The sequence below is a fragment of the Pseudomonas sp. BTN1 genome, from assembly GCF_001907715.1.
Lineage (GTDB): Bacteria > Pseudomonadota > Gammaproteobacteria > Pseudomonadales > Pseudomonadaceae > Aquipseudomonas > Aquipseudomonas paracarnis.
The window spans coordinates 45,420-70,252 of the sequence record NZ_MPBM01000031.1; the positions used below are offsets into that span (position 1 = coordinate 45,420).

18 protein-coding genes and 1 tRNA gene are annotated in these 24,833 nt (G+C 58.9%); 8 read left to right on the forward strand and 11 right to left on the reverse strand.

Features of this window, described 5'->3' with window-relative positions; all coding sequences use genetic code 11:
* The 5 genes from BMH52_RS16135 (at position 1) to BMH52_RS16155 (ending at position 12,326) form a co-directional block, all read left to right on the forward strand.
* Entirely contained in the window at positions 1-462 is a 462-nt protein-coding gene (locus tag BMH52_RS16135) for a hypothetical protein (protein ID WP_143192531.1), read from the forward strand.
* Complete coding sequence (locus tag BMH52_RS16140) at positions 462-2,564, forward strand: transglycosylase SLT domain-containing protein (protein ID WP_073844341.1); 2,103 nt, start codon at positions 462-464, stop codon at positions 2,562-2,564. The genes BMH52_RS16135 and BMH52_RS16140 overlap by 1 nt, the downstream gene beginning before the upstream one ends.
* Positions 2,561-9,034, forward strand: a complete 6,474-nt coding sequence (locus BMH52_RS16145) for a hypothetical protein (RefSeq protein WP_073844343.1) — start codon at positions 2,561-2,563, stop codon at positions 9,032-9,034. Before BMH52_RS16140 ends, BMH52_RS16145 begins: the two co-directional genes overlap by 4 nt.
* 70 nt (positions 9,035-9,104) lie before the next feature.
* Positions 9,105-10,955: a hypothetical protein gene (locus BMH52_RS29190; protein ID WP_073844345.1), complete on the forward strand. Its 1,851-nt coding sequence runs from the start codon at positions 9,105-9,107 to the stop codon at positions 10,953-10,955.
* Positions 10,956-11,093: 138 nt separating this feature from the next.
* Positions 11,094-12,326: a hypothetical protein gene (locus BMH52_RS16155; RefSeq protein ID WP_143192532.1), complete on the forward strand. Its 1,233-nt coding sequence runs from the start codon at positions 11,094-11,096 to the stop codon at positions 12,324-12,326.
* Here the strand turns inward: BMH52_RS16155 and BMH52_RS16160 are convergent.
* The 5 genes from BMH52_RS16160 to BMH52_RS16180 all read right to left on the reverse strand — a co-directional run bounded on the left by BMH52_RS16160 (position 12,316) and on the right by BMH52_RS16180 (position 16,025).
* A complete protein-coding gene (locus tag BMH52_RS16160) occupies positions 12,316-13,572 on the reverse strand; it encodes an integrase arm-type DNA-binding domain-containing protein (protein WP_073844349.1) in 1,257 nt (418 codons plus the stop codon). The two genes, BMH52_RS16155 and BMH52_RS16160, sit on opposite strands and share 11 nt — an antisense overlap.
* 181 nt (positions 13,573-13,753) lie before the next feature.
* Positions 13,754-13,827 (reverse strand) — tRNA-Gly (locus tag BMH52_RS16165).
* Between the two features lie 113 nt (positions 13,828-13,940).
* The gene (locus BMH52_RS16170) at positions 13,941-14,825 is read right to left on the reverse strand and encodes an alpha/beta fold hydrolase (RefSeq protein ID WP_019818504.1); all 885 of its coding nucleotides are present in this window, start codon (positions 14,823-14,825) and stop codon (positions 13,941-13,943) included.
* Positions 14,826-15,130: 305 nt separating this feature from the next.
* The gene (locus BMH52_RS16175; RefSeq protein WP_073844351.1) at positions 15,131-15,823 is read right to left on the reverse strand and encodes a pseudouridine synthase; all 693 of its coding nucleotides are present in this window, start codon (positions 15,821-15,823) and stop codon (positions 15,131-15,133) included.
* Positions 15,813-16,025 (reverse strand): cysteine-rich CWC family protein, encoded by a 213-nt coding sequence (locus BMH52_RS16180; protein ID WP_019818502.1) that lies wholly within the window; start codon positions 16,023-16,025, stop codon positions 15,813-15,815. Before BMH52_RS16180 ends, BMH52_RS16175 begins: the two co-directional genes overlap by 11 nt.
* A 244-nt stretch (positions 16,026-16,269) precedes the next feature.
* Between BMH52_RS16180 and BMH52_RS16185 the strand changes: the two genes are divergently transcribed.
* Entirely contained in the window at positions 16,270-16,629 is a 360-nt protein-coding gene (locus BMH52_RS16185; RefSeq protein WP_019818497.1) for a hypothetical protein, read from the forward strand.
* A 157-nt stretch (positions 16,630-16,786) separates the two neighbouring features.
* Complete coding sequence (locus BMH52_RS16190; protein WP_069868315.1) at positions 16,787-17,242, forward strand: DUF3757 domain-containing protein; 456 nt, start codon at positions 16,787-16,789, stop codon at positions 17,240-17,242.
* Here the strand turns inward: BMH52_RS16190 and BMH52_RS16195 are convergent.
* Positions 17,228-18,340, reverse strand: a complete 1,113-nt coding sequence (locus BMH52_RS16195) for an enoyl-CoA hydratase/isomerase family protein (RefSeq protein ID WP_032903199.1) — start codon at positions 18,338-18,340, stop codon at positions 17,228-17,230. The genes BMH52_RS16190 and BMH52_RS16195 overlap by 15 nt on opposite strands.
* Before the next feature lie 136 nt (positions 18,341-18,476).
* On the opposite strand from BMH52_RS16195, the gene ung reads away from it, so the two are divergent.
* On the forward strand, positions 18,477-19,169 hold the full coding sequence (gene ung / locus BMH52_RS16200; RefSeq protein WP_020301023.1) for a uracil-DNA glycosylase: 693 nt from the start codon (positions 18,477-18,479) through the stop codon (positions 19,167-19,169).
* A gap of 29 nt (positions 19,170-19,198) precedes the next feature.
* Here the strand turns inward: ung and BMH52_RS16205 are convergent, their stop codons facing one another.
* From BMH52_RS16205 to BMH52_RS16225, 5 genes are all read right to left on the reverse strand, one after another.
* Positions 19,199-20,236 carry an AbrB family transcriptional regulator gene (locus BMH52_RS16205; RefSeq protein ID WP_019818491.1) on the reverse strand — a complete coding sequence of 346 codons (1,038 nt, stop codon included), beginning with the start codon at positions 20,234-20,236 and terminating at the stop codon, positions 19,199-19,201.
* Positions 20,229-21,743 (reverse strand): tripartite tricarboxylate transporter permease, encoded by a 1,515-nt coding sequence (locus BMH52_RS16210; protein ID WP_014717355.1) that lies wholly within the window; start codon positions 21,741-21,743, stop codon positions 20,229-20,231. Before BMH52_RS16210 ends, BMH52_RS16205 begins: the two co-directional genes overlap by 8 nt.
* 1 nt (position 21,744) lies before the next feature.
* Positions 21,745-22,203, reverse strand: coding sequence for a tripartite tricarboxylate transporter TctB family protein (locus BMH52_RS16215; RefSeq protein WP_019818488.1), 459 nt, complete (start codon positions 22,201-22,203; stop codon positions 21,745-21,747).
* 147 nt (positions 22,204-22,350) lie between these two features.
* Entirely contained in the window at positions 22,351-23,334 is a 984-nt protein-coding gene (locus tag BMH52_RS16220) for a tripartite tricarboxylate transporter substrate binding protein (protein ID WP_014717356.1), read from the reverse strand.
* 32 nt (positions 23,335-23,366) lie between these two features.
* The gene (locus BMH52_RS16225) at positions 23,367-24,659 is read right to left on the reverse strand and encodes an OprD family porin (RefSeq protein WP_014717357.1); all 1,293 of its coding nucleotides are present in this window, start codon (positions 24,657-24,659) and stop codon (positions 23,367-23,369) included.
* Between the last annotated feature and the right edge of the window lie 174 nt (positions 24,660-24,833).

Sequence of the window (24,833 nt, forward strand, 5' to 3'; positions counted from 1 at the left end):
ATGGCATTGATACCCGTAGCCATTGGCTTGGCCGGCAGCATGATGCAGGCCCAGGGCCAGAAGCAAAACGCCCAGTTCCAGTCTGGAATGATGGAACAGAACGCCGCGTTCAAGCGACAAACCGCTGACGAAACGATCAACGCCGGCAACACTTCGGCGGATTGGCAGCGCGTGCGCACCGGGCAGGCAGTCGGCACCCAGCGCAGCGTGCAGGCCGCTAACGGGATCGACGTGAACAGCGGCAGTTCGGCCCAGTTGCAGGACGACACCGCCATGCTCGGCGAGCTGGACGCCCTGACGATCCAGAACAACGCCGCCCGCGAAGCATACGGCTACCGCGTGCAGGCCAAGCAAGACTTGCTCAATGCCAACCAGACCGTGCAGAACGGCAAGACCGCCGCCATGGGCTCAATCCTCGGCGGTATTGGCGGTGCATTCGGTTCGTTCGCGGGGGCTCGCTAATGCCACGGGTACCGACATACGACACGGCGCAGGTCCAGCAGCAGCCAACCCGGCCCGTTCAACTCCAGGGCGTTGCGCCTGATACCACCTCGATTGCCCAGGGCTTGCAGAGTTTTCAGCGTGGCGCGGAAATCCTGGCCAACAAGTCCAGGGAGCAGGCCGATACCGCCTCGATCATGGATGCTGATCGCAAGCTGACCGAGTGGCAGCAGAACACCATGTTCAACCCGGAAGGCGGCGTATACACGCGTAAGGGCGGGGCTGCGCTTGATATCACCAACCAAACGCTGGGCCAGTTCGAAGAGGCCCAGGCCAAGATCGCCGAAACCCTGACCAGCGAGCAGCAGAAAGCACGTTATTCGCAGATTGTCGCCAGCCGCCGCAACTCGCTATCCAACGAGTTGAACAAGTATGAGTTCGCCCAACGGGAGCAGCATTACGACGATACGGCCGAAGGTCAGCGCAGAAGCGCCATCCAGGGCGCCGCCCTGTACGCCAACGACCCGCAACAGCTCGCCTACTACCAAGCCAAGATGAATGTGGTTGAAGGGTCTGAGGCGCAGCGCAAGGGCCTTCCGCCCGAGCTTGCCGAACAGAAACGCCTGGAGGCGAACACCCGGCTTAACGCGGCAGTGATTGAGCAACTGGCTGCGCGTGACCCGATGAAGGCAAAGCAATACTTCATGGACAACGCTGTCAGCATGACCGCCGACGCGCAGCTTAAGGCGGTCTCGATGCTCAAGCCGCTTATTGATCGCCAGGTTGGCGTCAGCGTGGGCAGCCAGGCCGTGCAGGATGTCAGCAGCCAGGACAACAGGGTGTTCGCCTCAATCCTGCAAGCTGAAAGCGGCGGCAAGCAGTTCGACCGCAACGGCCAACCGATGACGTCGAGCCGTGGCGCCATTGGTACCGCTCAGATCATGCCCAGCACCGGGCCAGAAGCGGCAAAGCTTGCCGGTGTTGAATGGGACGAGAACCGCTTTCGCAATGACCCGGACTACAACCGTCAGCTCGGTCAAGCCTATTTCCAGAAGCTGACCAACGATTTCAAGTCGCCAGCGCTGGCCGTGGCCGCTTACAACGCTGGCCCAGGCATGGTTAACGACTGGATCAATGGCACCAACACCACCGGCAAGAACGCAAGCAAGCTCAAGCTGGGTGACCCGCGCACTGGGGAAATCAGCCAGGCCGAGTTCCTGGACAAGATCCCGTTCAAGGAAACCCGCGAATACACCGAAAAGGTGCTGGGCAAGGCATTGCAGACCCAGGAACCCAGCTTTGGCCACGTAGCACAGGCCATTGATGCGCGTGACGATCTGACCGCCGACCAGAAATCAATCGCTCTGAAAGCCGCAAAGCAGCGCATCGACTGGCAAGCCGAGCAGCGCAAGCAACAGGATGCGCAGAACCTGGAGTCCGCATGGGATGTGGTGTTGCAGGGTAATAGCTGGGACACGATCCCGGCCGCAACCTGGGCCGCGCTGCCAGCCGAAGGCCGCAAGCAGATCATGGATTACAAGCCTGGCCGCCCCACAGACCAGGAGGTCTATTACCGGGCTCGAGACGAGATTGTCAGCGGCAATGAGCTGAATCTATTGGGGATGCGCGCAAAGCTTTCCGACTCCGACTTTCAGGAACTGACGAAGCTCCAGCAGGACCGGCGCGAGAAGGGCGCCGAGGCCACGTCATCCATTGGCAGCAACGACAACATATTCAAAGAGGCGTTGCGTGTGGCTGGCATTGATCCAGAAGCCAAGGCGGGCAAGCGCGACGCCAAGTCTGTGGCCGCTGCGCGCCGATACGTTGACACGCAGATACGCGCCCTGGAACAGGATCAAGGCAAGAAGGCCACCCCCGACCAGGTGCAGAAGGTCGTAGACCGGGCGTTCATCCAGGGTGATGTGCCTGGATCCGGCTTCATGGGGATGTTCTCGTCCAAGAAGCGAGCCTTCGAACGCGAGCCCGGCGACCAGGTGGTCGTTCGGGACATCAAGCAAATTCCAGCAGATGAACATAAGCAGATCGTCGAAGCGCTCAAGCGCCATGGCCGCGTGCCGAATGACGCCGACATCTTGAAACTGTTCAACGAGGCCAATCAATGAATCGCTACGACGAAATTCTCACCAGCACCGGTGAGCAGGCCGCCGCCGAACCCAACAAATACGACGCAGTGATTCAGCGCCAGCGTGACCTGCCGAACCCGCGCAACACTTTGAGCTATGTCGCTGACACCAACCCCGACGAGCAGGCGAACATCCAGCGCCTGGCCGAACTGACCGGGCTGGCGCCGGAAATGGTCTCGCGCAACCGGCCGGAGATTGAGCGCAAGGCGAAGCTCGACGCCGTGGACTATGACGCGCTGTTGAGTCGGGCGCCGGTTACCAACCAGTTTTTGACCGACCCGAATAACGCGGGCGTGGCCCACGACGATATCGACGGTCTGTCGAACGTTGAGGGGGCTTTCGATAGCTTCGTGAAAGAGTCGGGTCAGCAGCACTCCACCGGCACCTTGGATGCGCTTTCCCGTGGCGTCGGCCAGCTTGGATTGATCGGTGAGGCCGGGGCCAACCTGCTTGACCGGTCGCTTTCCTCGGTCGGCGGCTTCTTCGTCAACATGCTGGCCCCGCAAAGTGCCCTCGATCGCAACGGTACGGATGAGCCGAACTACACCGGACAGACTGACAACAACGTCGTCAGCGCTGTTGAGGGCTACATGGCTATGCCTCGGGACCAGCGCATTGCCTTCGCTGGCCAGGTGTTTGATCAAGCGCGCTCTGGTGGTGCTGGCTTTGGTAGTGCGGCGGCGGACACCGGCATGTACGCACTGCGCAACCCGGGGCTCATTGGTAGCGCGCTGACCGAGGCATTGCCAAGCCTGGTGGCCGGCGGCGGACTGGGTGGGCTTGCGGCGCAACCGGCGAAGAACTATGCCGTCAGCCGTTTGGCCAGCACCTTCGCGCAGCGTGCCGCAGAGAAGGCCATTGTGGTGGGTGGCGTGAACTTCGGCGCCGGCGTTGCTGGTGGTGCGGGTGAAAACCTGGCCGAAGGCTTCAAGAAAACCGGCGATATCGACCAGTCCTACGCCTACAGCCTCAAGCGCACGTTGGCCGAAGCCTCTGTAAACGCCCTGGGCGGGATGCTACCCATCCCATTTGCTGGGCGCGGTATTGGCGGGAAGCTGGGCAACGTGGCCGCCGAAGGTGCGGCACAGGCCGCAGGTGGTGCAGGTGGTGCAGCAGCAGGCGCCGCCGCCGTGGGCGAAGAGGCAAGCGGGGGCGAGATGTTCCTGAATGCCGCCCTGGGCCTGGCGACCGCACCGGTTGACGTGGCGATTGCCGGCGCCAGCTCTGGTCGCCGGTACTGGCAGATCGAACAAGACCTGGCCGCAGTACAGCGCCTGGGCGATATGGCGAAAAGCTCCAAGATGTTCCAGCGCTCGCCACAGCGTGCAGAGGCGTTGATTGCGCGCTTGAAGGAGCAGGCCGGTGGAAACGTGGAAAACATCCTGGTCCCGGCTGAACAGTTCCAGCGCTACTTTCAGGAAAACAACCTTGACCCTGAGCAGTTCGCCACGGCAGCCACCGGCAACGCTGGTGCTCTTGGTGAGGCCCTTACCCTGGGTGGCGACATCTCGATCCCGCTGGAAAAGTGGGCGTCTGTTATCGCAAAGGATGGTCACCACCGCGGGCTGGAACAGGATATGCGCGCTACCCCTGATGCAATGACCCTGCGCGAGTTGGCCGAATTCCAGCAGCGTGTTCCGGAAGAACTGGACCGCCTGCGCGACCGTGTTGAACAGGACACCGTTGCAGCCTCAGACCGTCGAGTATTCGAGGATGTGCGCGGGCAGTTGCTGGGCATTGGCCGAGAAGCGCAGACCGCAGACCGCGAGGCATCGTTGTATCAATCGGCGTTCCGCTCCCTGGGCGAGCGTTCCGGCATTGATCCCTACGACCTGTTCAATCAGTACCAGTTGCGTGTTGGTCGTGACATTCCCGAGGTGCTGCGCAGTCCGGCAAGCGCTGATCAGCTGGATTTAATGCTGGACCGGCTGCGAACCGGTGACATTCCGGACGACGCCACAGTCAACGGCCCGTCGCTGATCGACTTCATCCGCGAGCGCGGCGGTATTAATGACGAAGGCGGCGAGCTGGCTGCCCGTGACGCCGACGTGGGGCGTCGTGGTGCCAATCGTATCGCCAGGAAGGGTGGGCGCAGTCTCGACGATATGGCGACCCAGGCCGCCGAAGCGGGTTATTTCGGCAATGTCGCAACCGCAACGCCCGATATGCTGTTGGCCTCACTCGACAAGGAGTTGCGCGGCCAGCGCCAGTCAGCGCCCGGAAACCTTAATCAGGAACAGTTCAACGCCCGGGCAACTCTGGACGACCTGCAGCGCGCTATTGATCAATCGGGCCTCGACCTGAATGCACTGGATAATGCAAGTATCCGGGCGGCTTTGGCTGGGGAAGGAAAGTCTAGATTTGATCAGCCGGTAGAAACCCCAAAACAGCTTGAAACACGTCTGTCTGCACAGTTCGAAGGGCTGAAACTGAACCTTATTGGGCGTGGAAATCGCATCTCCATAAGCCGGATTGAAGTGCCGGAGGCGCGGCGCGAGTCAGGTGTGGGCACCCAGGTTATGCAAGAAATTGCCAGGTGGGCGGACGAGACCGGGAAGCAGTTGTCATTGACGCCCTCGTCTGATTTCGGCGGGTCAAAAAAACGGCTTGAGTCTTTCTATAAAAGGTTCGGTTTCGTCGAAAATAAAGGTCGCAACCGCGATTATGAAATCAGCGACACGATGTACAGAGACCATCAAGGCATCACACTTGCGCAGGGCTCTGGCAATGACGGTGCCAGGGGGTTTATCCAGTTCGGCGCCGACCGGAAATTCAATATCAAGCTGACCGACAAGGCCAACTTGTCCACGTTCTTGCATGAAACCGGGCACTTTTACCTGGAGGTAATGGGCGATCTGGCAGCACGCGCCGACGTTCCTGACCAGGTAAAGCAGGATTACCAGACGGTCCTTGATTGGTTCGGCGTGAAGGATCGCTCCGGCGTTAAGGTCGATCAGCACGAGCAGTTTGCCCGTGGTTTTGAGGCATATCTGCGCGAAGGCAAGGCGCCCAGCGCTGCATTGCAGTCGGCCTTTTCCCGGTTCAAGGCTTGGTTGACCCAAATCTACCGGGATGCGAGCCGCCTTAACGTTCAACTCAATGACGACGTGCGCCGGGTGTTCGACCGACTGCTGGCCACCGATGACGAAATCGCCGTAGCCCAGGCCCCATACCGCAGCCTGTTCACCGACGCGCAAACGGCCGGCATGTCGCCCGCCGAGTTCGACGCGTACCGCGCTACTGCCGACAAGGCTGGCCAGGCCGCCGAAGAGCGTCTTACCGCCGAAGCACTGCATGAGCTGACCCGCGAGCAGCAGAAGTGGTGGAAGGAAGCCCGCGGCGTTATGCAGGAAGCGGTGACCAAGGAAGTCGATGCCCAACCCGTTTACCGCGTACAGGATCTGTTGCGCAAAGGGCTGCAAACCGATGGCACCGTGGGGGAGCCGGTCAAGCTGTCCCGTGGCCCGCTGGTTGAACGTTATGGCAAGCCAGTAGTGTCCCGCCTGCGCGGCATGACCAGTGAAGATGGGATTCATCCTGACATCGTGGCTGAGCAGTTCGGCTACACCTCTGGCGATGAAATGGTTCAAGCCCTGGTGGGCGCCCGTGGCCGCAAAGAACTGATCCAGGCCGAAACCGACGCCAGGATGCGCGCCGAGTATGGCGACATGCTCAACGACGGCTCACTGGCTGACCGCGCCATTGATGCGGTGCACAACGATGACCGGGCCCAGGTCGTGCGGGAAGAGCTGCGCGCCATTGACCGCCTGCGCCGCCAGGTGGAGAAAGTCCAGCGGGCACAGGATGGCAATTCCCGGGCCTTGCGTGAAGACGCCTACAGCGCTATCCCATCCCTGAAAGATATCCGCGCTGTGTCCAAGCAGGTGATCGCTGACAAGGTGGTGCGCGATATCCAGCCACACCTGTACTTGAACGCCGAACGCAAGGCCAACCGTGACGCCTTCAACTTCGCTACCAAAAACCGCTGGCAGGAAGCCGCCGAGGCCAAGCAGCGGGAGCTGTTGAACCACTACCTGTACCGGGAGGCGACTGCCGCCCGCAAGGAAGAGGAAAAGATTTACACCTTCATGCGCCGCTTCGAAAAGCCTTCGACGCGTGAACGCATCGGCAAGGCTGGCGCCAGCTACCTGGAGCAGATCGAGGGCCTGCTTGATCAGTATGAATTCCGCAAGGTCAGCGGCCCGCAGGTAGAGCGCCGTCGTAGCCTGGCCCAATTCGTCAGCGAGCAGGAAGCCGCCGGCAATGTCGTGACCGTCCCGCAGCACCTGATTGAACAGAGCGCCCGGGTTAACTACCGAGACCTGACCTTTGAAGAGCTGAATGGCGTGCGCGACGCGGTGGTGAACATTGAACACCTGGCCAAGCTGAAAAACAAACTGCTGAACAGCAAGTACAAACGCGATTACGAGCAGGCCCGTAGTGACCTGATCCGCTCCCTCAATGACAACGTGCCTGTTGATGCGCGAAAGGTCGCCACCTCCGAAAGCAGCGAAACTACCGCCGACAAGGCTTTTGGTGCACTGGCAGGGCTCGATGCCTCGCTGACCCGTATGGAAAACGTGATCAACCGCCTGGACGGCAAGAACACCAGCGGCCCCTGGCATGAACTGGTTTGGAACCCACTGGCCGAAGCCCAGGCCAACGAGCGCACGCTATTCAAAAATGGCATTCGGTCCATTGTTGAGCGCTTTGCCGGTATGGATTCCAAACGTCTGGCCGACCGCTTCTATATAGCCAGTGCTGGAAAGTCGTTCAACCGACGTGAAATCCTGATGCACGCGCTCAACACTGGTAACGAGTCGAACCGTACCAAGCTGCTCAAGGGCAACAAGCTGAATGACGCGGCACTGGCCGACATGCTCGGGCGCCTGGACAAGCAGGATTGGGACCTGGTGCAGTCGGTTTGGGATTCCTTTGACAATCTCTGGCCTGACATCGCCGCGATGTACAAACGCCTGTCAGGCGTGGCGCCGCCGCGCATTGAGCCAAAGCCTGTCAGCACCGCCTTCGGCGACTACCGTGGCGGTTACTTTCCGATTATGTACGACCGCAAGCGGGCAGGGGCGCCGCCGGCGGCTGTGGGCGGCGAGCTGTTCAATGAGGGTTTCGAGGGCGCGCTACCGTCCAACGGGTTCACCAACCAGCGAAACGACAACGTCAGCGGCCCGCTGCTGCTGGACTTGAGTGCTATTCCCCAGCGCCTGGCCCAGCACGTCCACGACCTGACGCACCGCGAGGCATTGCAGGACGCTCACCGCCTGACCAAAGACCCGCAGATAAGGGCGGTGCTGATCGACAAGCTGGGGCCGCGTGGCGCGGATTCGTTCCTGCCGTGGTTGAAGGCAATAGCCAATGACCGCAACCCGCCGGAGACCGGCAACTTTAACCGGTTCCTCGACGCGGCTAGAACGAATACGTCCATTGTGGGCCTTGGCCTTTCCAGCACCACACTACTGGCCCAGGTAGGCGGCTTGATTCCCGGGCTGCTGTATGTGAAACCCCAGCTTCTTGCAAAAAGCCTGCTCGATGGCATCCGGTCACCTGTCGAAACGTACCGAATGATCACCGACGCTTCCCCTGCAATGCGCCTGCGCTGGGATACCGAGGATGGCCGCCTCGCGTCCAGCATGGCCGACCTCATCGGCAAGAATGCCTTTTTCCGCAAGCGTGACGACCTGGTGCGGTTCTCGTTCAACTTGCTGGGATACCTGGACCGTGGGATTTCCGGCGCGATCTGGATGGCCAGCTACCGCGAAGGGCTGGCGGCTGGCAAGGATGCAGCGGCGGCGGCGCTCGATGGCGACAAGGCTGTGCGCCTATCGCAGGGCGGTACTGGGGCAATGGATATCGCGGCCATCCAGCGCAAGGACCAAGGCGCCGCCATGCGCCTGCTGACGATGTTCTACACGCCGTTCAGCGCCTACTACAACCAGAACCGAGACCTGGCTTTTGAAGCCAAGCAGGGCTCGCGCACGGTGGCCAGCGCCGCCGCCGCCATGCTGGCCGTGGCGTTCTTCCAGGGCGTGGTGGGCGATCTACTCACCGGCAAGGGCCCCGACGAAGACGAGAACACCGCCGCTTGGATGGCAAAAAGCACGCTCGGGTTCGGTGTGTCCGGCTTCCCCGTGATCCGCGACACCCTCGGGGCCGCGCTCAGTGGTCACGCTGGCTCCCTGTCGCCCGCATGGCAGGCGATCAACGCCGGCCGCCAGGCTGCCGGGGCTGTTACCGGTCTGGCAACTGGTGACAAGGAAGCGGGGGCCGCTGCTAAGTCGATTGTGACCGCTGGCGGTTACCTGCTGGGCGTACCTACCAAGCCACTCACCCGCCAGGGTTCATACCTCTACAACGTCGCCGTGGGCGAAGAAACGCCAGAAGACGCGGCTGAGTTCATCAAGGCTCTCTTACACGGCACCCCGAAAAAATAACAGCGAAGCACCCCACCGAATCCCGCCATTGAGCGGGATTTTTTTTGCCCCCAGGAAAGGAGTCACAACCGTGACCGTCAGCACAATATCCAGCGTTGCAGAGTTCGATACCAATGGGGTAACCACCAACTACCCGTTTTATTTCAAGTTTCTGGCCAGTGAGGATCTGGTCGTCACTTATGTTGACCCGATGGGTATCAGCTCAACACTGACCCTCGGCACTCATTACACGGTCAATGGGGCAGGAAATGAGCAGGGCGGTAGCATCGTGACAACCACGGCATTGGCCGGCCCTGGACAACTGATCGTGTCGCGGGAGATGGATCCTTTCCAGCCAACCAGTCTGCGCAACCAGGGCAAGTTCCTGGCAGAAACCCATGAGGACGTGTTCGACAGGCTGACGATGCTCGTTCAGCAAGGTTTCGCCATTTTCAAGCGGGCGCTGACTCGACCGTTCGGCCGTGACTACTTCTTCGCTGAGAACCGCCGGATCACCGCAGTCAAAGATCCTGTAGACGCACAGGATGCAGCTACAAAGCTGTGGGCTCAAACCTACGTGGGCGCCGTCGTTGTAGGCATGACTGGCAATCCCAACCTGGCGTCGAACGTTTTCTACCTGGGGCCTGACGGTGTGCCGCACGTTGTTCAGGATATGTCGGGGCCGAATGGCTTGGGCCTGGTTGGCTATGACGACACTGGTACTTTTCCATTGAGCAGCGCAGGTTTTGCGCTCCAGCTTATGCGCAAAGGTTCAGTGTTCATCGCCCCCGGCGGCCCCGGCGTAGATGACTCTCCAAGGATCAACGCCGCAGCAGCAGCTGCCGGCGTGGGTGGAACCGTGTTCTTTACTCGCGGTGACTACCTGATCAACTCCAAAGTCACGCAACTTGATTCGCAAGCCTGGAGGTCTCACGGCGGGCAGCGCGCCATAAACCTGATCAAGTCGGCAAACTGCGACATGCTCCAAACCTCGAACCTGAGCAAGTTGGAATCGATAAATCTTGAGGGCGCAGGCGCGACCTACACAGGCAAGGGCATCATCAGCATTGGATTCTCGGTGGAGATTAAAGGCTGTCGCGCGAACCTAATGAAGGGGGCCGCGCTCAGCTTTCCAGGCAATGCTGGCGGTACCAACCTCATCGCATTTGAAGGGAGCACATTTGAACCTTTGACCGTTCCGGGAATTGATTTCGGTGGAATCAATACTGTCCGTCCGATCTTCCTCAACGGGGTGTGGCTGTCCGGCGGATACATTGATGTGACTGGCTCGGGCAATGGCTGCAGCATGTCAAACTTCTACATCACTGGTATCAAGCACGGCGCGGGCGCTGGCCTGATGCACTTTTCGAACGGTCGAGTGGGGAATGCGACTGTTCCTTTTTTGCTGTCGGGCGGGGGCTCAACCTTTACTGGTGTTTCTTTTGCCGGAGATATCCAAATTCAGTCAGGTGTTGGTATGGAGTTCGCCGCCTGCGCCGCCAGCTCAATAAGCGAAGACTCTGCCAGCAACTCAAACAAGTTTTTTGCACGGGGCACGATTACGCCAGCGTGGACGCAGGCCAGCGGTTCCGGGCCAACCCTGGGGAATGGCTCGCTGGTCATGAACTATGTTCGTGACGGCAACCAGGTGACAGTGCAGCTCGCCCTGACTTTCGGATCAACCACCTATGCAGGGGATGCTGCGGCGCCGTGGTCATTCGGGCTCCCGTTTGTTGCAAGCCCAAACATTAACGTCGATGGCATGGCTGGCGTGGCCTTCGATCTATCCGGCCCAACTGACTTCGCAGTTTCAGGGCAAATACCCGCAGGTACATCCCAACTGAACTTTGGTAGGAACGGTTCAGGCGTTCGCGCGGGAACGCCTTTCACCTGGGCGGCAGGCGACAAACTTACCTGTTCGTTTACGTATATCGCTCGCTGATACGAGACCTTTGTCCGGCCTCGCGCATTGCGCTGGTCGGGTGATGGATTGATCGTATTTTGATATGACGCTGTAGCCATTACGTGTCAGAATCGCCGACCCCCGACGGGTCGGCGATCATGGATAATTGGTGTGGCAATGGAAATTATTGAATCTGGAAATTCAGAGTGTATAAAGCATGATCATATTAAAGGGTATAGAAGCGGCGGCGCTCTTATTTTTTTGTCTGCCTTTTTATCTCTCTTTATTCCATCTTCACTTGGAGGGGTTATAATACCTAATCTATCAGTAATTGCTATTGTATCGTCAAGCGCTTTATTGATGTTTCATTTTGTTAGGTCGCCTTTAAATATCTGTAACTTTATTCTGTTTCTAATCTTCATTTGCCTACTTTTGCTGTTTACTATACTTTCGAAAAATGGTGAATTTACCCCAGGCGCAATATTTCCTTATCTTGGTATGTGGATGGTATTGGTTACGTTTCCGCCAGATTATGTTAGCGCATTTTCTAGAAAGATCTTTCATTTGATGGCTATAATTTTAATTGTTTTTGGTTTTGGTGTCGTATTAGGCGGTGAAGATGTAAGGGGAATAATTTTTGATTTCTATCAAGCCTACAACGATGAGTTATATTATTTTATGGTTGAGGTCGGTGATAAGCCAGTAGGTCCGTTCGCAACCCACTCGCTTTCCGCATTCATGTACTGCTTGTTTTCGGTTGTATACTTTAGGCTCTACTTGCATAGCAGGGGGTTTAAGTCTTTTCTATTCCTTGTTATGTGCCTGTCATTCTTTTTAATGGTTGTTGCCCTTAAATCATTTTCGGCTATCGCACTGTCAGTAATACTTGTTTGCTTGTACATGTATTATCTTGTAGCTAGCTTTAAGGTATTAAAGATATTTTTGATTGTCATCATCTCGGTGGCTGTGGTGACGCTTGTCGATGCGACATTTTTTTATGAGTCTGTTGATGCTATTTTGTCCAGTGACGGTAACGGCCTAAAGGGTAGAATGGTTTCTGGTAATAGGCTTGAGGGGACGTACAATTATATAACTGAAAATCCCTTTCTTCCTCTTGGTCTTACTTCTTTGCCTAATATTGCGTTTGGGGATAATTTTATTGCCGACTACGTTATCAGAGTTGGAGTGCTTGGGTACTTTATAGTTTTGCTCGCAGCTTACCTCTACTTAAGGAGTGCTTTTAGCAGTCGTCTTGTGGTTTTATTTTGCATGGGTTTTGTTTTGCTTGGTGATCTTGGGTATCCATTATTAACAAACTACAGATCAGTATTCCTTATCCCTGTTTTCGTTGCCATGTGGAGATGCCCGGTAGGAGGGGGTGGATCCCCATATCAAATCTCTACCCGTTGACCCTCGACTTGAACTGGCTGCGCTGCGCCTCGGTCATGCCGTCGCGCAGCGCGTCTAGATAATCGGCGTACCACTGCACCATCTTCTGCCGCTGGGGCAGGTAGATTGCTTTGTCATAAACCCCTTTGAGTCCGGCCTTCTTGTGGGCCAGGTGCATGTCGCGCCAATTCTCATCCCAACCAAATTCAGATAGCAGGGTTTCGCAGGTGTGGCGACTGCCGTGTCCCGTCATCCGTCCTTTGTAGCCGATCAAGGCAAAGCACTTGTTTATTGAAGCGTCTGAGATTACCGGCACCTTTTCCCCTGACGACGGGAATAGGTAGCGGGACCGCCCGGTTAGTCTGTGCAATTCCCTGATCAGGTCCACGGCCTGGGTGGGTAGCGGCACTATATGGTCACGCCGCATTTTCATCTTCACGCCTGGCACCGTCCACAGGCCAGCATCTAGATCAACCTCGGACCATTCAGCCCAGCGCGTCATACCCGGCCTTGAGGCTGTCAACAACGTCAGCCATGCAGCAGTGCGAACGATTGTGCCGCTGCGTGATTCAGCCATCGCCCGCAAGAACTCCGGCAGTTCCGACTCCAGAAGGTGTGGGTACTGAGATTCCTCTGGCGCCTTTTCGGCAATGTCGATCAGGTTGCTGGCCGGGTTGTTCTCCGTCATACCCTTGCCGATGGCCAGGCCAAATATCTGGTTTACCCATACGCGCACCTTCTCGGCGGTGTTGTGGGCACCGCGGCTCTCGATACTTGCCTGGAGGTTGGCGCAATCCGCCCTGGTGATCCTGCTCAGGGGCTTGCTACCAAGGGCGGGCAGTATGTCGTTTGCCAGGGCTCCATTGATTCCTGCCAGGGTCTTTTCGGCGCGGCCATCCTTGATCTTTTTATCGAGCCACAGATCGGCAGCAGCCTTGAACGTGTTCGCTTCGGCTGCATCCCTGGACGCTTTCAAGGTTGCCTTATGGGTGATGGGGTCTACGCCTTCGGCATTGAGCCTCTGTGCTTCCTGTGCTTTCTCCCTGGCCTTTTTGGCGGTCACGTCCGGATAGGCGCCCAGTCCGTGCCATCCCCATTTACCGTTAGGCTTCTTGAATCGAAGCTCCCAGCGTTTTCGGCCCGTGCTGCTGACCACGAAATAAAGCCGGTCTATTCCATAGTTCTCGCGGTATTCCTTTTCCTCTGGCTCAAGCGAAGCCAGCACCGTGTCGGCCAGTGGCCGGCGCTTTATCTCGGATCGTTTCATGCTGGATTCTTGTATGGTTTGGTTCGATGTTGTGCGCACCATACATTGCGCCATACACAGAATCAAGGATAAGCGGACACAACGAGGAATAGCGGGGATTAACAGGGGCTGGTGTTTATTCAGTGTTTTCGGGGGTTTGGTGCGTAGCGGGAGGGTGTGGGGCGGGGAGGGAATAAGAATGTGGAGCGGGTAGAGGGAATCGAACCCTCGTCGGAAGCTTGGGAAGCTACTGTTCTACCATTAAACTATACCCGCTCAGAACGGCTGACTTTGTACCAGATGTTCGGCTGGATTTGAAGTTTTTCTTTGAAAAATGTGAGAGTTGCGTGTGGCGAGGGAGCATGCTCGCCACAGTGTCAGGCTTGATCTCAAAGCGCCCACGCATGTTGCGCCTGGCCCTGGCTATACCGCAACGGGCTGGCGGGCCGCTGCCCTTTCAAGAAGCCCACCACGGCCTCACGGCTATCGCGGCACGCGGCTTTATGTTCCATGTCCAGGAAATGCCCCGTTGCCTGGATGGTGCTGAAGCAGCTCTTGGCCACATGCTGGCCAAACAGCTTGGCGTCGTCTGCGCTGGTGTATTCGTCCCACTCGCCGTTCAAGAACAGCACCGGAATGTCGATTTGCCTGGCCGCCTTGAAGTAGCACTGCCGGTCGCTGTTGAGCACGTGGCTGATGTGGAAGTGCATTTGCCCGTATTCGTGTGCGGCCAGGCTGCTGACATGGCGGTAATTGAAGCGTTTGAACAGCGAAGGCAGGTGCTTGCCAATGGTGCTGTTGACCAAGTGGCCGACACGGTCGCGGTCGAGGTTGCCCAGGTAGTCGACGCCTCGTTCGAGGTAGTCGCGCATCGGCGCATTGATTACCGGCGAGAAGGAGCTGATCACGGCTTTTTCTATCCTACGGGGCCGGTGTGCAAGGGCGACCAACGTGGCGGCGCCGCCCCAGGAGAAGGACAGCACATGTTCAGCGGCGAAGTGGTCGAGCAGTTCCAGGAGGATCTGGCCTTCGACTTCCTTGGTGAGCATCTGCTCATGACGGTTATGGATTTTGGAACGGCCAGCGTAGGGCTGGTCGTACAACACCACATTGAATTGCGGGTACAGGCTTTTGACGGTTTGAGCGAAGGACGCCGTGGTCGCCATGGAGCCGTTGACCAGAACGATGGTCTTTGCCGCCGCGTCCGCGCGATAGAACTCCGTGTAAACCCGATACTGCCCCTGTATATCCAGCACAGCGATTTCTGGCCTCATGTCGTAAGACTCCTGGCAAGCGGGTAGTGCGCGCAAATCACTTTGCACGTGCTTTATGACAGGTAGGCATACGCCTGGAAAATGAAGGCTCACGTCGGTCCGATGACGGCTGGCCGGCGGGTGTTGTTATGGCGGGCGGTTTGCCGGGAGGGCCCGACGATCAAGCACGGGCGCGGCAGGTGTTTCTTGGAGGTTATAGGGGCGACTCATCAGTCATCATCTGGCTGAAGCCTTGATTCAAGCAGCACCGAAGGCAGGTCGCAAGGTAAGCGGTTGGTTTTTTGCCATCACCGGCTGAACGGTCGTCAGATTAGTCGGATCTCGTCGTCAGTCAGTGGCCGATACTGACCCGGCGCAAGCGAGGTATCCAGCACCAAGGGGCCCATTCGCTCGCGGTGCAGGCCGATTACCTTGTTATCAAAATGCCCGAACATGCGCTTCACCTGGTGATAGCGGCCTTCGACGATGCTCAACCGGGCCGTTCTTGGGCCCAGCCGTTCAAGTTTGGCAGGTTGGGTAGTGAGATCTTCAAAGGCGAAATACACCCCTGCCGCGAACGTCATCGCATACTGCGGGCCGATGTCCTGTTCGGTTTGCACGTGGTACACCTTGGGCAACTTGGTCTGTGGTTGCGTGAGGCGCCGTGACCATTGGCCATCGTTGGTGATCAGCATCAGACCGGTGGTGTTGAAATCCAGGCGCCCGGCGATATGCAGGTCGGCTTTGTCCGGTTCGTGCAGCAGGTCCAGGACCGTGGAGTGTTGCGGGTCCGACGTGGCGCTGACGCAGCCCTGGGGTTTGTGCAGCATGAAATAGCGTGCCGATTTGCCCGCTTGCAGAATTTCACCGTCAACGCAGACCTGGCTGAACTCACGTACGTCATGGTGCGGATCGCTGACTGCAACACCCTCGACGGTCACCCGGCGCTCCACCAGCAACAAGCGCACTTGTTTACGATTGAACTGTGGCAGGTTGCTTAGGAAGCGATCAACGCGCATGGCGGTTACGCAACTGTTCGTCCACTTGGGCGCAGCGTGGGCACAGGCAGGCTTTATTGCGCACCTCATCCGGCAGGGCTTCAAGCACCGCCGGGTCGATGATGACGCTGTAGCACCAGCAGGCTTGATCGGCCGTGCGCGGATCGGCCAGGGAGCAGTCGTTGCGGGCACCGCAGGCGGGGCATAGGGTCGGTGTGGTCATGGGTCGGTTCAGGCAGGCATCGGGTAGGACAGCGGTAGTTGTTGCACGATACAGCGCGGCTGGGCGGCATTCCATCATCATGGGTTTTTGACAGACCTTCACTTCGTCTGAAACAGATGTTTCCACTTGTGTCGCGAACGCACCAGATTCGGTTTTTGATGTCAGATGTTTCGTCATTCAGTGAAAGCTGAATGCCGCTCGCCAGCGTCGCTGGAGGAGCTCTTCCGCGGTCCAGGAGGCCGCCATGTATCGACGACTGCTGCTCATCGCTTTGCTCGGCCTGACCCTTTCAGCCTGCGTGCCCTATTACGATGGAGGCGCCACCTACTATCGCTCCGAGGTCTACACCGCGCCGGCGCCAGCCTATTACTACGGCGGCCCGCGTTATTACCCTTCTGGGCGCAGCTATTACGCGCCAGCGCCTCGCTACTATGCGCCACAGCCTCGCTACTATTCGGCGCCGCGCTACTACCAACCAGCCCCGCGCTATTACCCTCGCGCCGGCTACCGACCCTACCCCAACCAGGGGTGGGGCGACCGCTGGGGTAATGGCGGGCGTGGACGCGGTTCCGACCACGGAGGTGGTCGCGGCGGTCACCGTTAAATATCTTGAAAAACAAGCGGCGCATCATGCGCCGTTTTTTATAGGTACCGTATGTCCGTACTGTCAGATTTAACAGCTATCTTTGAGGCGCTAGCTGTACTTCACTAACGAGAAGCCTTGTGCTTTTGCGTGGTGAGACTGAGCAGATGGAATCCCTATGTTCAAACAATTGATTTGCGTGCTCCTGCTGATGAACTGCTTCATTGCATCGGCAAGTGCGGAGCAAGGCTGTCCTTATCCGTCGCAGATCGTGTACGCCGATGGCCATTATCGCGCCCAAGACAACGGCCTGCGCTGGCAAAGTCCGAAGGTCGCGTCGCGTGGTGTTGTCGACGGGTTCATTGGCGCAGTCTTCATGCCGGGCGACGGCGAGGAGAGAGGAAACGGCTACATGGACAAGTGCATCTACCGCACCAACTGGAGCGGGGTAGTAGTAGCGTTGAGGCCAAGCAGGGGCAATGAGATTATCAACATGTCGTTGACCAGCTCCTTGTATTGGAAGCTGCAGCCCGATGCGTTCGAGTTGCCGGTGTATACGTGCGTGGACAGCCAACCGGACAATTGCAAGTTCAAGGTCAACGACAAACGTACAGACCTGTCAGTAGTCAGATAAATCTGCCAGAGGATTTCTACCTTCCCAGGCCTTGTCAAAGTGCGCCTGCACCACCGCTTCCGGGAGTGTGTTGATATCCGGCCAGTGCCAATGAGGCGCCTGGTCTTTGTCGATCAGGCGCGCCCGCACCCCTTCGGCAAATTCCGGATGACGGCAGCAGTTGAGGCTCAGGGTGTATTCCATCTGGAACACCTGGGCCAGGGATAGGTGGCGGGCGCGCTGGAGCTGTTCCCACACCAGATGCGCCGTCAGTGGGCAGCCCTCACTCAGGGTTTTGCCGGCCCGGCTCAATAGCGGGTCGCTGTGGTCGCGCAGCAGGTTCAAGGCGCGCCAGGCACAGCGTACATCTCCTACATCCAGCCATTCGTCGATCTGTGGGCGGCGTGGTAGCCATTGCGCGTCGGGTTGATCGCTGATCGCCTCCTGCGCCAGGGCCTTGAGCAAGCTGTTGAGTTGCATCGCGCTCTGTTCCTGCCAGTTCAGCTGCAGCAGGCCATCGAGCAATTCGTCTTGCTGGTCATCACGCAGAAAACGGTCTGCCAGGCCCAAGTCCAGCGCGTCGCGACCGTTGATATGGGCGCCGGTGAGGCCCAGGAACAGGCCGAGCTTACCCGGCAAGCGGGACAAGAACCAACTGGCCCCCACATCCGGGTACAAGCCAATGCTGATCTCGGGCATGGCCAAACGACTGCTTGGCGTAACGATACGCACGGCGGCGCTTTGCAACAGGCCCATGCCACCGCCCAAGACATAACCGTGGCCCCAGCAGATCAACGGCTTTGGGAAGGTGTGCAGGCGGTAGTCAAGACGATATTCAGCGGCAAAAAACTGGGCGGCCAGAGCCGGAACTTCGCCGGGCTGCTCACGGCAAGCCTGAGCCAGGCTGCGCACTTCGCCACCGGCGCAAAAGGCTTTGGGGCCGTTACCGCGTAGCAGCACGCAGACGATCTGCGGGTCTTTGGCCCAGGCCTCCATGCGCTCATCCAGGGCCAGAATCATTGGCAGGGAGAGGGCGTTAAGGGACTTTGGCGCGTCCAGGCTGGCGATACCGATGCGAGCGCCGCCACTGCCGGTCAGTTCTTCGAAATGCAGGTTCATCGTGACCTCAATTGAGAAGGTGAAGGATGAGTATGATCCCTTCGTGGGAAAGTGCCGGTGCTGTGTCAGATCAATTGACAAGCGGGGTCGGCTTTCCTAGGGTTCGCCTCATTCTTTTTTACAAGACAATTCAACTATGACCGATGGCGACCGTATCAAACTCGAACCCAGCTGGAAACACGCTCTGCGTGAAGAGTTCGAGAAGCCTTACATGGCGCAATTGCGCGAGTTTCTGCGCCAGGAACATGCCGCAGGCAAAGAGATCTACCCGCCCGGCCCATTGATTTTCAACGCACTCAATTCAACACCGCTGGACAAGGTCAAGGTCGTGATCCTCGGCCAGGACCCTTATCACGGCCCTGGCCAGGCCCATGGCCTGTGTTTCTCGGTGCAACCGGGCGTGCCGGCGCCGCCGTCGCTGGTCAATATCTATAAAGAGCTCAAGCGCGACCTGAACATCGACATCCCCAACCACGGCTACCTGCAAAGCTGGGCCGACCAAGGCGTGCTGATGCTCAACACCACCATGACCGTGGAGCGCGCCAACGCCAACGCCCATGCGGGCAAGGGTTGGCAGTTCTTTACCGATCGGATTATCGAGGTAGTCAGCGAGCATCAGCCGCACCTGGTGTTCCTGCTGTGGGGCGCCCATGCTCAAAGCAAGCAGAAGCTCATCGACGCCACCAAGCATCTGGTGCTGACCTCGGTGCATCCTTCGCCGTTGTCGGCGTATCGCGGGTTTCTGGGCTGCGGGCATTTCAGCCGGGCCAACAAGTTTCTCGAGCAGAATGGCGAGGCCCCCATCGAGTGGCGTTTGCCACCCGTCTGAGGCCTGGCACATTCAACATGTGGGAGGTTTTAGAGGGGGTCGGGCTGACGGTTCCAGTGCCGAAACAAAGGCTCGGCCAAGAACAGCACGAACAACAAGCGCATCACCTGCATCGCCGTCACCAAGGGCACCGACAGCTGCAGGGTCTCAGCTGTCAGGCTCATCTCAGCGATACCGCCTGGCATCATGCCCAGGGTCAGTGATCGCAGATCGAGGTGAGTGAGGGCGCTCAAGCCCACCGCCGCTAACGTCGCCAGCAGCATGGTCAATGCCGTGCCAATCAAGGTGCGGCCCATGAATGAGGGCGCGCGACGGAAGAACTGCCGATTGAAGTGGCAGCCCAAACCGCTGCCGATCAACCATTGGCCGATCTGGCTGCCGCCGTCGGGCAGGCCAATGTGTAAATCCCAGGTCACACTGGCGATCGCACTCACCAGCAATGGCCCGAACAGCCAAGGGTTGGGTTGGCGCAAGCGTTGCCAGCCCCAGGCAACCAGCGCACCCACCGGAAACAGCAGGGCCAGCCACGCCCAGTCCACCGGCGCCGGGTGAAACTGCGGTGCGCCGCCTCCGAGCAAATACTTGAAGATCGCCGGCACACACAACACCACCACCAGCACACGCAAACTCTGCCCGGCCGCAACCCGGCTGAGCACCGCGCCGTTGCGAGCGCCCAGGTTGACCATCTCCCCGGAACCGCCCGGCATGCTGGAGAAAAACGCCGTGGCGCGGTCTTCCCCGCTGCGGCGCATCAACCACACGCCGACCACACTCGACAAGCTGGTGACCAGTGCACCGAAGAAGATCAGGCCGAAGTGGCTCATCACCTGCTCGATCACCAGTGGGGTGAAGTGCAGGCCAATGCCGATGCCCACCACCCATTGGCCGCATTTGCGCCCGCCGGGAATCTCCGCCAACTGCCAGGGCGTGAGGCAACGCACCAGGATAATCGCCAGCAACGAGCCGACCATGTACGGCAACGGCCAGCCCACCAGGCTGGCCAGGTAACCGCCGGCCAGGCCGACCAGCGGTGTTCCCCACCAATGTTTAAAGGTGACCTCAGACATCGGCCAGGGCACGACGCTGTTGCACGCGTTTACGCCAGATACGCAGCAGCGGTACAAGCAGCATGATTGCGGTCAGCACCCAGACGCCAAAGGTGATCGGGCTCGACCACAGGATTTCCAGCGCACCGTTGGAGATCGACAGCGCACGGCGCAGGTTCTGCTCCATCAAACCGCCGAGGATAAAGCCCAGCAGCAGCGGCGACAGCGGGAAGTCCAGCTTGCGCAGGATGTAGCCGAAGATGCCGATGGCGATCATCAGGAACAGATCGAAGGTGGTGGCATGCACGGCGTACACGCCAATCGCGGTGATGATGGCGATCACCGGCACCAGCGCCCAGTTCGGCACGGCGAGGATACGGGTGAAGATGCGGATCATCGGGATGTTGAGCACGACCAGCATGATGTTGGCGATGAACAACGAGGCGATCAGGCCCCAGACAATGTCCGGTTGCTGTTGGAACAGCAGTGGGCCGGGAGTGATGTTGTACAGCGACAGGGCGCCGATCATCACCGCTGTGGTGCCGGAGCCAGGAACGCCGAGGGTCAGCATCGGCACCATGGCGCCGCAGACCGATGCGCCAATGGCGGTTTCAGGGGCGGCCAGGCCGCGCATGTCGCCTTGGCCGAACTTGCCGCTGGCGCCTGCGATGCGTTTCTCGGTCATGTAGGCAACGGCCGAGGCCATGGTCGCACCCGCACCCGGCAATACGCCTATGATAAAACCCGATACGCCGCAACGAAGGTTCACGGTCAGTACCGATAAGGCTTCCTTGACGTTGAACATCATGCGCCCGGTGGCTTTCACTGCTTCCTGGCCACGGTGGGTTTTTTCCAGCAGCAGGAGAATCTCGCTGATGGAGAACAGGCCGAGTACCAACACCACGAACTGGATGCCATCGGTCAGGTGAATATTGTCGCCGGTAAAGCGGTACACACCGCTGTTGGCGTCGATGCCCACGCAGGAAAGGAACAAGCCGATCAGCGCCGCAACAAAAGTCTTCAGTGGTTTGTCACCGGCCATGCCGCCCAGGCAGACAATTGCAAACACCATTAAAACAAAATATTCCGCCGGGCCGAACGCAATTGCCCACTTGGCCAGCAGCGGGGCGAACAGCACCATGCCGCAGGTGGCGATAAACGCCCCAATGAACGAACTCCAGGCCGACAACGACAGTGCCACGCCGGCCAGGCCTTTGCGGGCCATCGGGTAACCGTCGAGGGTGGTCATCACGGTGGACGCTTCGCCCGGGATGTTCAGCAAAATCGAACTGATGCGGCCACCGTATTCGCAGCCCAGGTACACGGCTGCCAGCAGGATCAGCGCCGACTCTGGCGGCAAGCCCAGAGCAAAGGCGATGGGGATCAACAGTGCCACGCCGTTGATCGGGCCCAGGCCCGGCAACAGGCCGACCACGGTGCCAATCAGGGTGCCGCACAACGCGGTCACCAGGTTATAGGGGCTCAGCGCAACGCCGAAACCCTGGCCCAAATAGCCAAAAGTATCCATGTCAGTTCTCCAGAACGTCGAGCAGGCCGAGGGGCAACGGTACGTCCATGGTTTTATCGAACAGCAGATAAAGACCGACGCTCATCAAGGTGATGATCACCACGCTGGGCAACCAGCGGCCGCCGTACAGCCGTGCCATCGGAATACCGATCAGCATGCTGCTGAGAATGAAACCCAAGGATTCGAATGTGCCGGCAAACACCAGCAGCAGGGCCACACAGATGCCGATCTTGATCAACGTGGGTTGATCCAGCGCGGGTTCATCGTCGGTGTGTTTGGTCGCCTGCGGGCGAATCATCATGTAGATGAGCGCCAGGCCCATCAGCCCGAGCAGCAGCAGGGGAAAGGCCCTGGGCCCTACAGGTTCGTAGGAAAAGGCCGCCTGATACGGCCAGGCCATGAGCGCCAGGCCGATACAGGCCAGTAACAGCGCGGCAGCGAAAATGCGTTGTAAGAGCATAGAAAACTCCAAGGCCCCTCTTGTAGGAGCGAGCTTGCTCGCGAAAAACTTCAACGATAACGCGTGCTCTCTGGACGCACGTGGATGTCCTTGGGTTCTTCGCGAGTACGCTCGCTCCTACAGGGGCATTACACAAAAGAGGGGCGATTACTGGATCAGGCCGAACTCTTTGGCCAGCACTTTGTAGTCAGCCACCTGTTTCTTCACGTAGGTGTCCAGCTCCTGGCCCGTCATGGCGAACGGGAACAGCTCGCGCTGGTCACGCAGCTTGGCGAACTCCTCGGAAGCCAGCAGTTTGTCGAAGGCGTCTTTCCACCAGGCGTAGTCGGCATCGCTGACCTTTGGCCCCAGGTAGAAGCCACGCACCACCGGCCAGACGATGTCGTAGCCTTGCTCTTTGGCGGTCGGGATGTCCTTCATTTCCGGCTCATCCAGGCGTTGCTCGGAGAACACCGCCAGCAGGCGCATATCGCCGCTCTGGATATGCGGCATGGAGTCGGAGATGTCGGTACTGCCCACCTGGATGTGCCCGCCCAGCAGAGCCGTAGCGATTTCACCGCCACCCTCAAGGGCGACGTAACGCAGTTCGCGCGGGTTGATTCCGGCGGCCTTGGCGATCAGCGCGGTTTGCATCCAGTCTTGGCTGCCGACGGTGCCGCCGGAGCCGATCACCACGCTGCCTGGGTCTTTCTTCAGGGCTTTAACCAGGTCATCGAGGGTCTTGTAGGGCGAGTCGCTTTTCACCGCGATGGCGCCATAGCTGGTGCCCACTGCCGCCAACCAGCGCACAGCGCTTTCATCAAAACGGCCGAACTTGCCCTGGGCCAGGTTCAGCAACGAACCGCTCGACCAGGCGACCAACGTGCCGGCATCTGCAGGGCGCTGGGCGACGACCGCGTTGTAGGCCACCGCGCCCACGCCGCCTGGCATGTAGGTCACACGCATCGGCTTGGTCAGCAGCTTCTGGTTCACCAGCGCGCTTTGCGCCAGTTTGCAGGTCAGGTCAAAACCGCCGCCAGGGGAGGCCGGGGCGATGCATTCCGGACGCTTGGGTTCGTCGGCGGCCAGCAGTTGGCCGGCGAACAGCATGCAGCCGGCGGCGAGGGCAAATTTACGCAGTGAAGGGGTCATGGCGATCTCCATCGTTGTTGTTATGAGGGGTACTACCAAAGTGCGACGCTATAGCTGACCAGCAAGCGCATTTCATCCGCATCACGGGCCGAGTAGTTGGAACGATAGGTGGCGTTACGCAGGCGCACGGCCACATCTTTGAACGTGCCGCTTTGCACCACGTACTTGATCTCGCTGTTGCGTTCCCACTCCTTGCCGGTCTCGCCGTTCTTGAGCTTGATGTTGTCACCCGAGAGGTAACGGCTCATGAAACTCAAGCCAGGAATGCCCAGCTTGGCGAAGTCGTAGTCGTAACGTGCCTGCCAGGAGCGTTCTTCAGCGCCGGCAAAATCGTTGATCTGCACGAAGTTGACCAGGTACGGGTCGCTGCCATCCACATATGGGAAGGCGCTGTCGCCGGACATGTGCTGGTAGCCGGCGCTGAGCTTATGGCCATTGAGGGCATAGCTGAACAGGCCGTTGAGGGACTTGTTGTCGATATTGCCGCCGCGGGCCGAGCCGGTGTCATCGCTGATGGCCAGCCGCAGGTCGGCGGCGAAAGTGCCAGGGCCCATCGGGCGTGATGCGACCATGCCGAAGAAGTGTTGGCGATACACGTCGTCGAGTTGGGCGAAGTGGTAGCTGCCGGTGATCTTGTCGGCGAACTTGTAGTCGACGCCACCGAAGTTGAAGTGCTTGCCGGTGGCACCGCTGAGGAAGCGGCTGTTCTTGTTATTGAGCGCGATGTCTTCGTAGTTGGTGTCGTCGCGGTCCTTGGCTTTGTCCAGGCGGCCACCGGTGAACACCAGGTTCTTGAATTCCTTGGAGGTGATCAAGCCACCGTTGAAGGTCTGCGGCAGGATGCGCCCGTCGTTGGGCTTGAGGATCGGCAGTTCGGGGATCAGCGAGCCGATTTTCAGCTCAGTCGCCGAGATTTTCACTTTGCCGGTCAGGCCCAGCTTGGCGTACTCGTTGGCGGCGCGGCCGTCATCGTGGGTCGGCAGCAGGCCGGTGCCGGTGCGGTCGGGGCTGGAGTCGAGCTTGACGCCGAGCATGCCCAGCGCATCCACGCCAAAGCCGACGGTGCCGTCGGTGTAGCCTGATTGCAGGTTGAGCATGAAGCCCTGGGCCCATTCGTCGCGCTTGGATTGCTGCGCACTGGTACCGTCGCGAAAGTCGCGATTGAAGTACATGTTGCGGGTTTCCAGGGTCGCGCTACTGTCTTCGAAGAAGGCAGCCTGGCTGAGCGGCGCAAAGCCGGCAAGGGCAGCGGCACTGGCGAGGGCGGTGTGGGTCAGACGGCAAGAGCGAACAGGCGGGCAAGCCTGTGGCTGGGTCGACAGCATCGTGGTGTACTCCGTTATTGTTCTTATTTTGGCGAAAACGCTTCGAGGCGTTTTTCGGGCGCTACGGGTCAGGCAACTCGGCGGGCATAGACCACCGTGGTTGGATGCTAAAGGGCGAAGCTTTCACTAACCTTTCAATCGCCTTTCAATGTTTTCGGGCTTCACAGGCCAGGT

Excerpts from the sequence above, each read along its gene's own strand:
- BMH52_RS16135 (WP_143192531.1), top strand. The coding sequence starts at position 1 with ATGGCATTGATACCCGTAGCCATTGGCTTGGCCGGCAGCATGATGCAG.
- BMH52_RS16140 (WP_073844341.1), top strand. The coding sequence starts at position 462 with ATGCCACGGGTACCGACATACGACACGGCGCAGGTCCAGCAGCAGCCA.
- BMH52_RS16145 (WP_073844343.1), top strand. The coding sequence starts at position 2,561 with ATGAATCGCTACGACGAAATTCTCACCAGCACCGGTGAGCAGGCCGCC.
- BMH52_RS16155 (WP_143192532.1), top strand. The coding sequence starts at position 11,094 with ATGGAAATTATTGAATCTGGAAATTCAGAGTGTATAAAGCATGATCAT.
- BMH52_RS16160 (WP_073844349.1), bottom strand. The coding sequence starts at position 13,572 with ATGAAACGATCCGAGATAAAGCGCCGGCCACTGGCCGACACGGTGCTG.
- BMH52_RS16170 (WP_019818504.1), bottom strand. The coding sequence starts at position 14,825 with ATGAGGCCAGAAATCGCTGTGCTGGATATACAGGGGCAGTATCGGGTT.
- BMH52_RS16175 (WP_073844351.1), bottom strand. The coding sequence starts at position 15,823 with ATGCGCGTTGATCGCTTCCTAAGCAACCTGCCACAGTTCAATCGTAAA.
- BMH52_RS16180 (WP_019818502.1), bottom strand. The coding sequence starts at position 16,025 with ATGACCACACCGACCCTATGCCCCGCCTGCGGTGCCCGCAACGACTGC.
- BMH52_RS16185 (WP_019818497.1), top strand. The coding sequence starts at position 16,270 with ATGTATCGACGACTGCTGCTCATCGCTTTGCTCGGCCTGACCCTTTCA.
- BMH52_RS16190 (WP_069868315.1), top strand. The coding sequence starts at position 16,787 with ATGTTCAAACAATTGATTTGCGTGCTCCTGCTGATGAACTGCTTCATT.
- BMH52_RS16195 (WP_032903199.1), bottom strand. The coding sequence starts at position 18,340 with ATGAACCTGCATTTCGAAGAACTGACCGGCAGTGGCGGCGCTCGCATC.
- ung (WP_020301023.1), top strand. The coding sequence starts at position 18,477 with ATGACCGATGGCGACCGTATCAAACTCGAACCCAGCTGGAAACACGCT.
- BMH52_RS16205 (WP_019818491.1), bottom strand. The coding sequence starts at position 20,236 with ATGTCTGAGGTCACCTTTAAACATTGGTGGGGAACACCGCTGGTCGGC.
- BMH52_RS16210 (WP_014717355.1), bottom strand. The coding sequence starts at position 21,743 with ATGGATACTTTTGGCTATTTGGGCCAGGGTTTCGGCGTTGCGCTGAGC.
- BMH52_RS16215 (WP_019818488.1), bottom strand. The coding sequence starts at position 22,203 with ATGCTCTTACAACGCATTTTCGCTGCCGCGCTGTTACTGGCCTGTATC.
- BMH52_RS16220 (WP_014717356.1), bottom strand. The coding sequence starts at position 23,334 with ATGACCCCTTCACTGCGTAAATTTGCCCTCGCCGCCGGCTGCATGCTG.
- BMH52_RS16225 (WP_014717357.1), bottom strand. The coding sequence starts at position 24,659 with ATGCTGTCGACCCAGCCACAGGCTTGCCCGCCTGTTCGCTCTTGCCGT.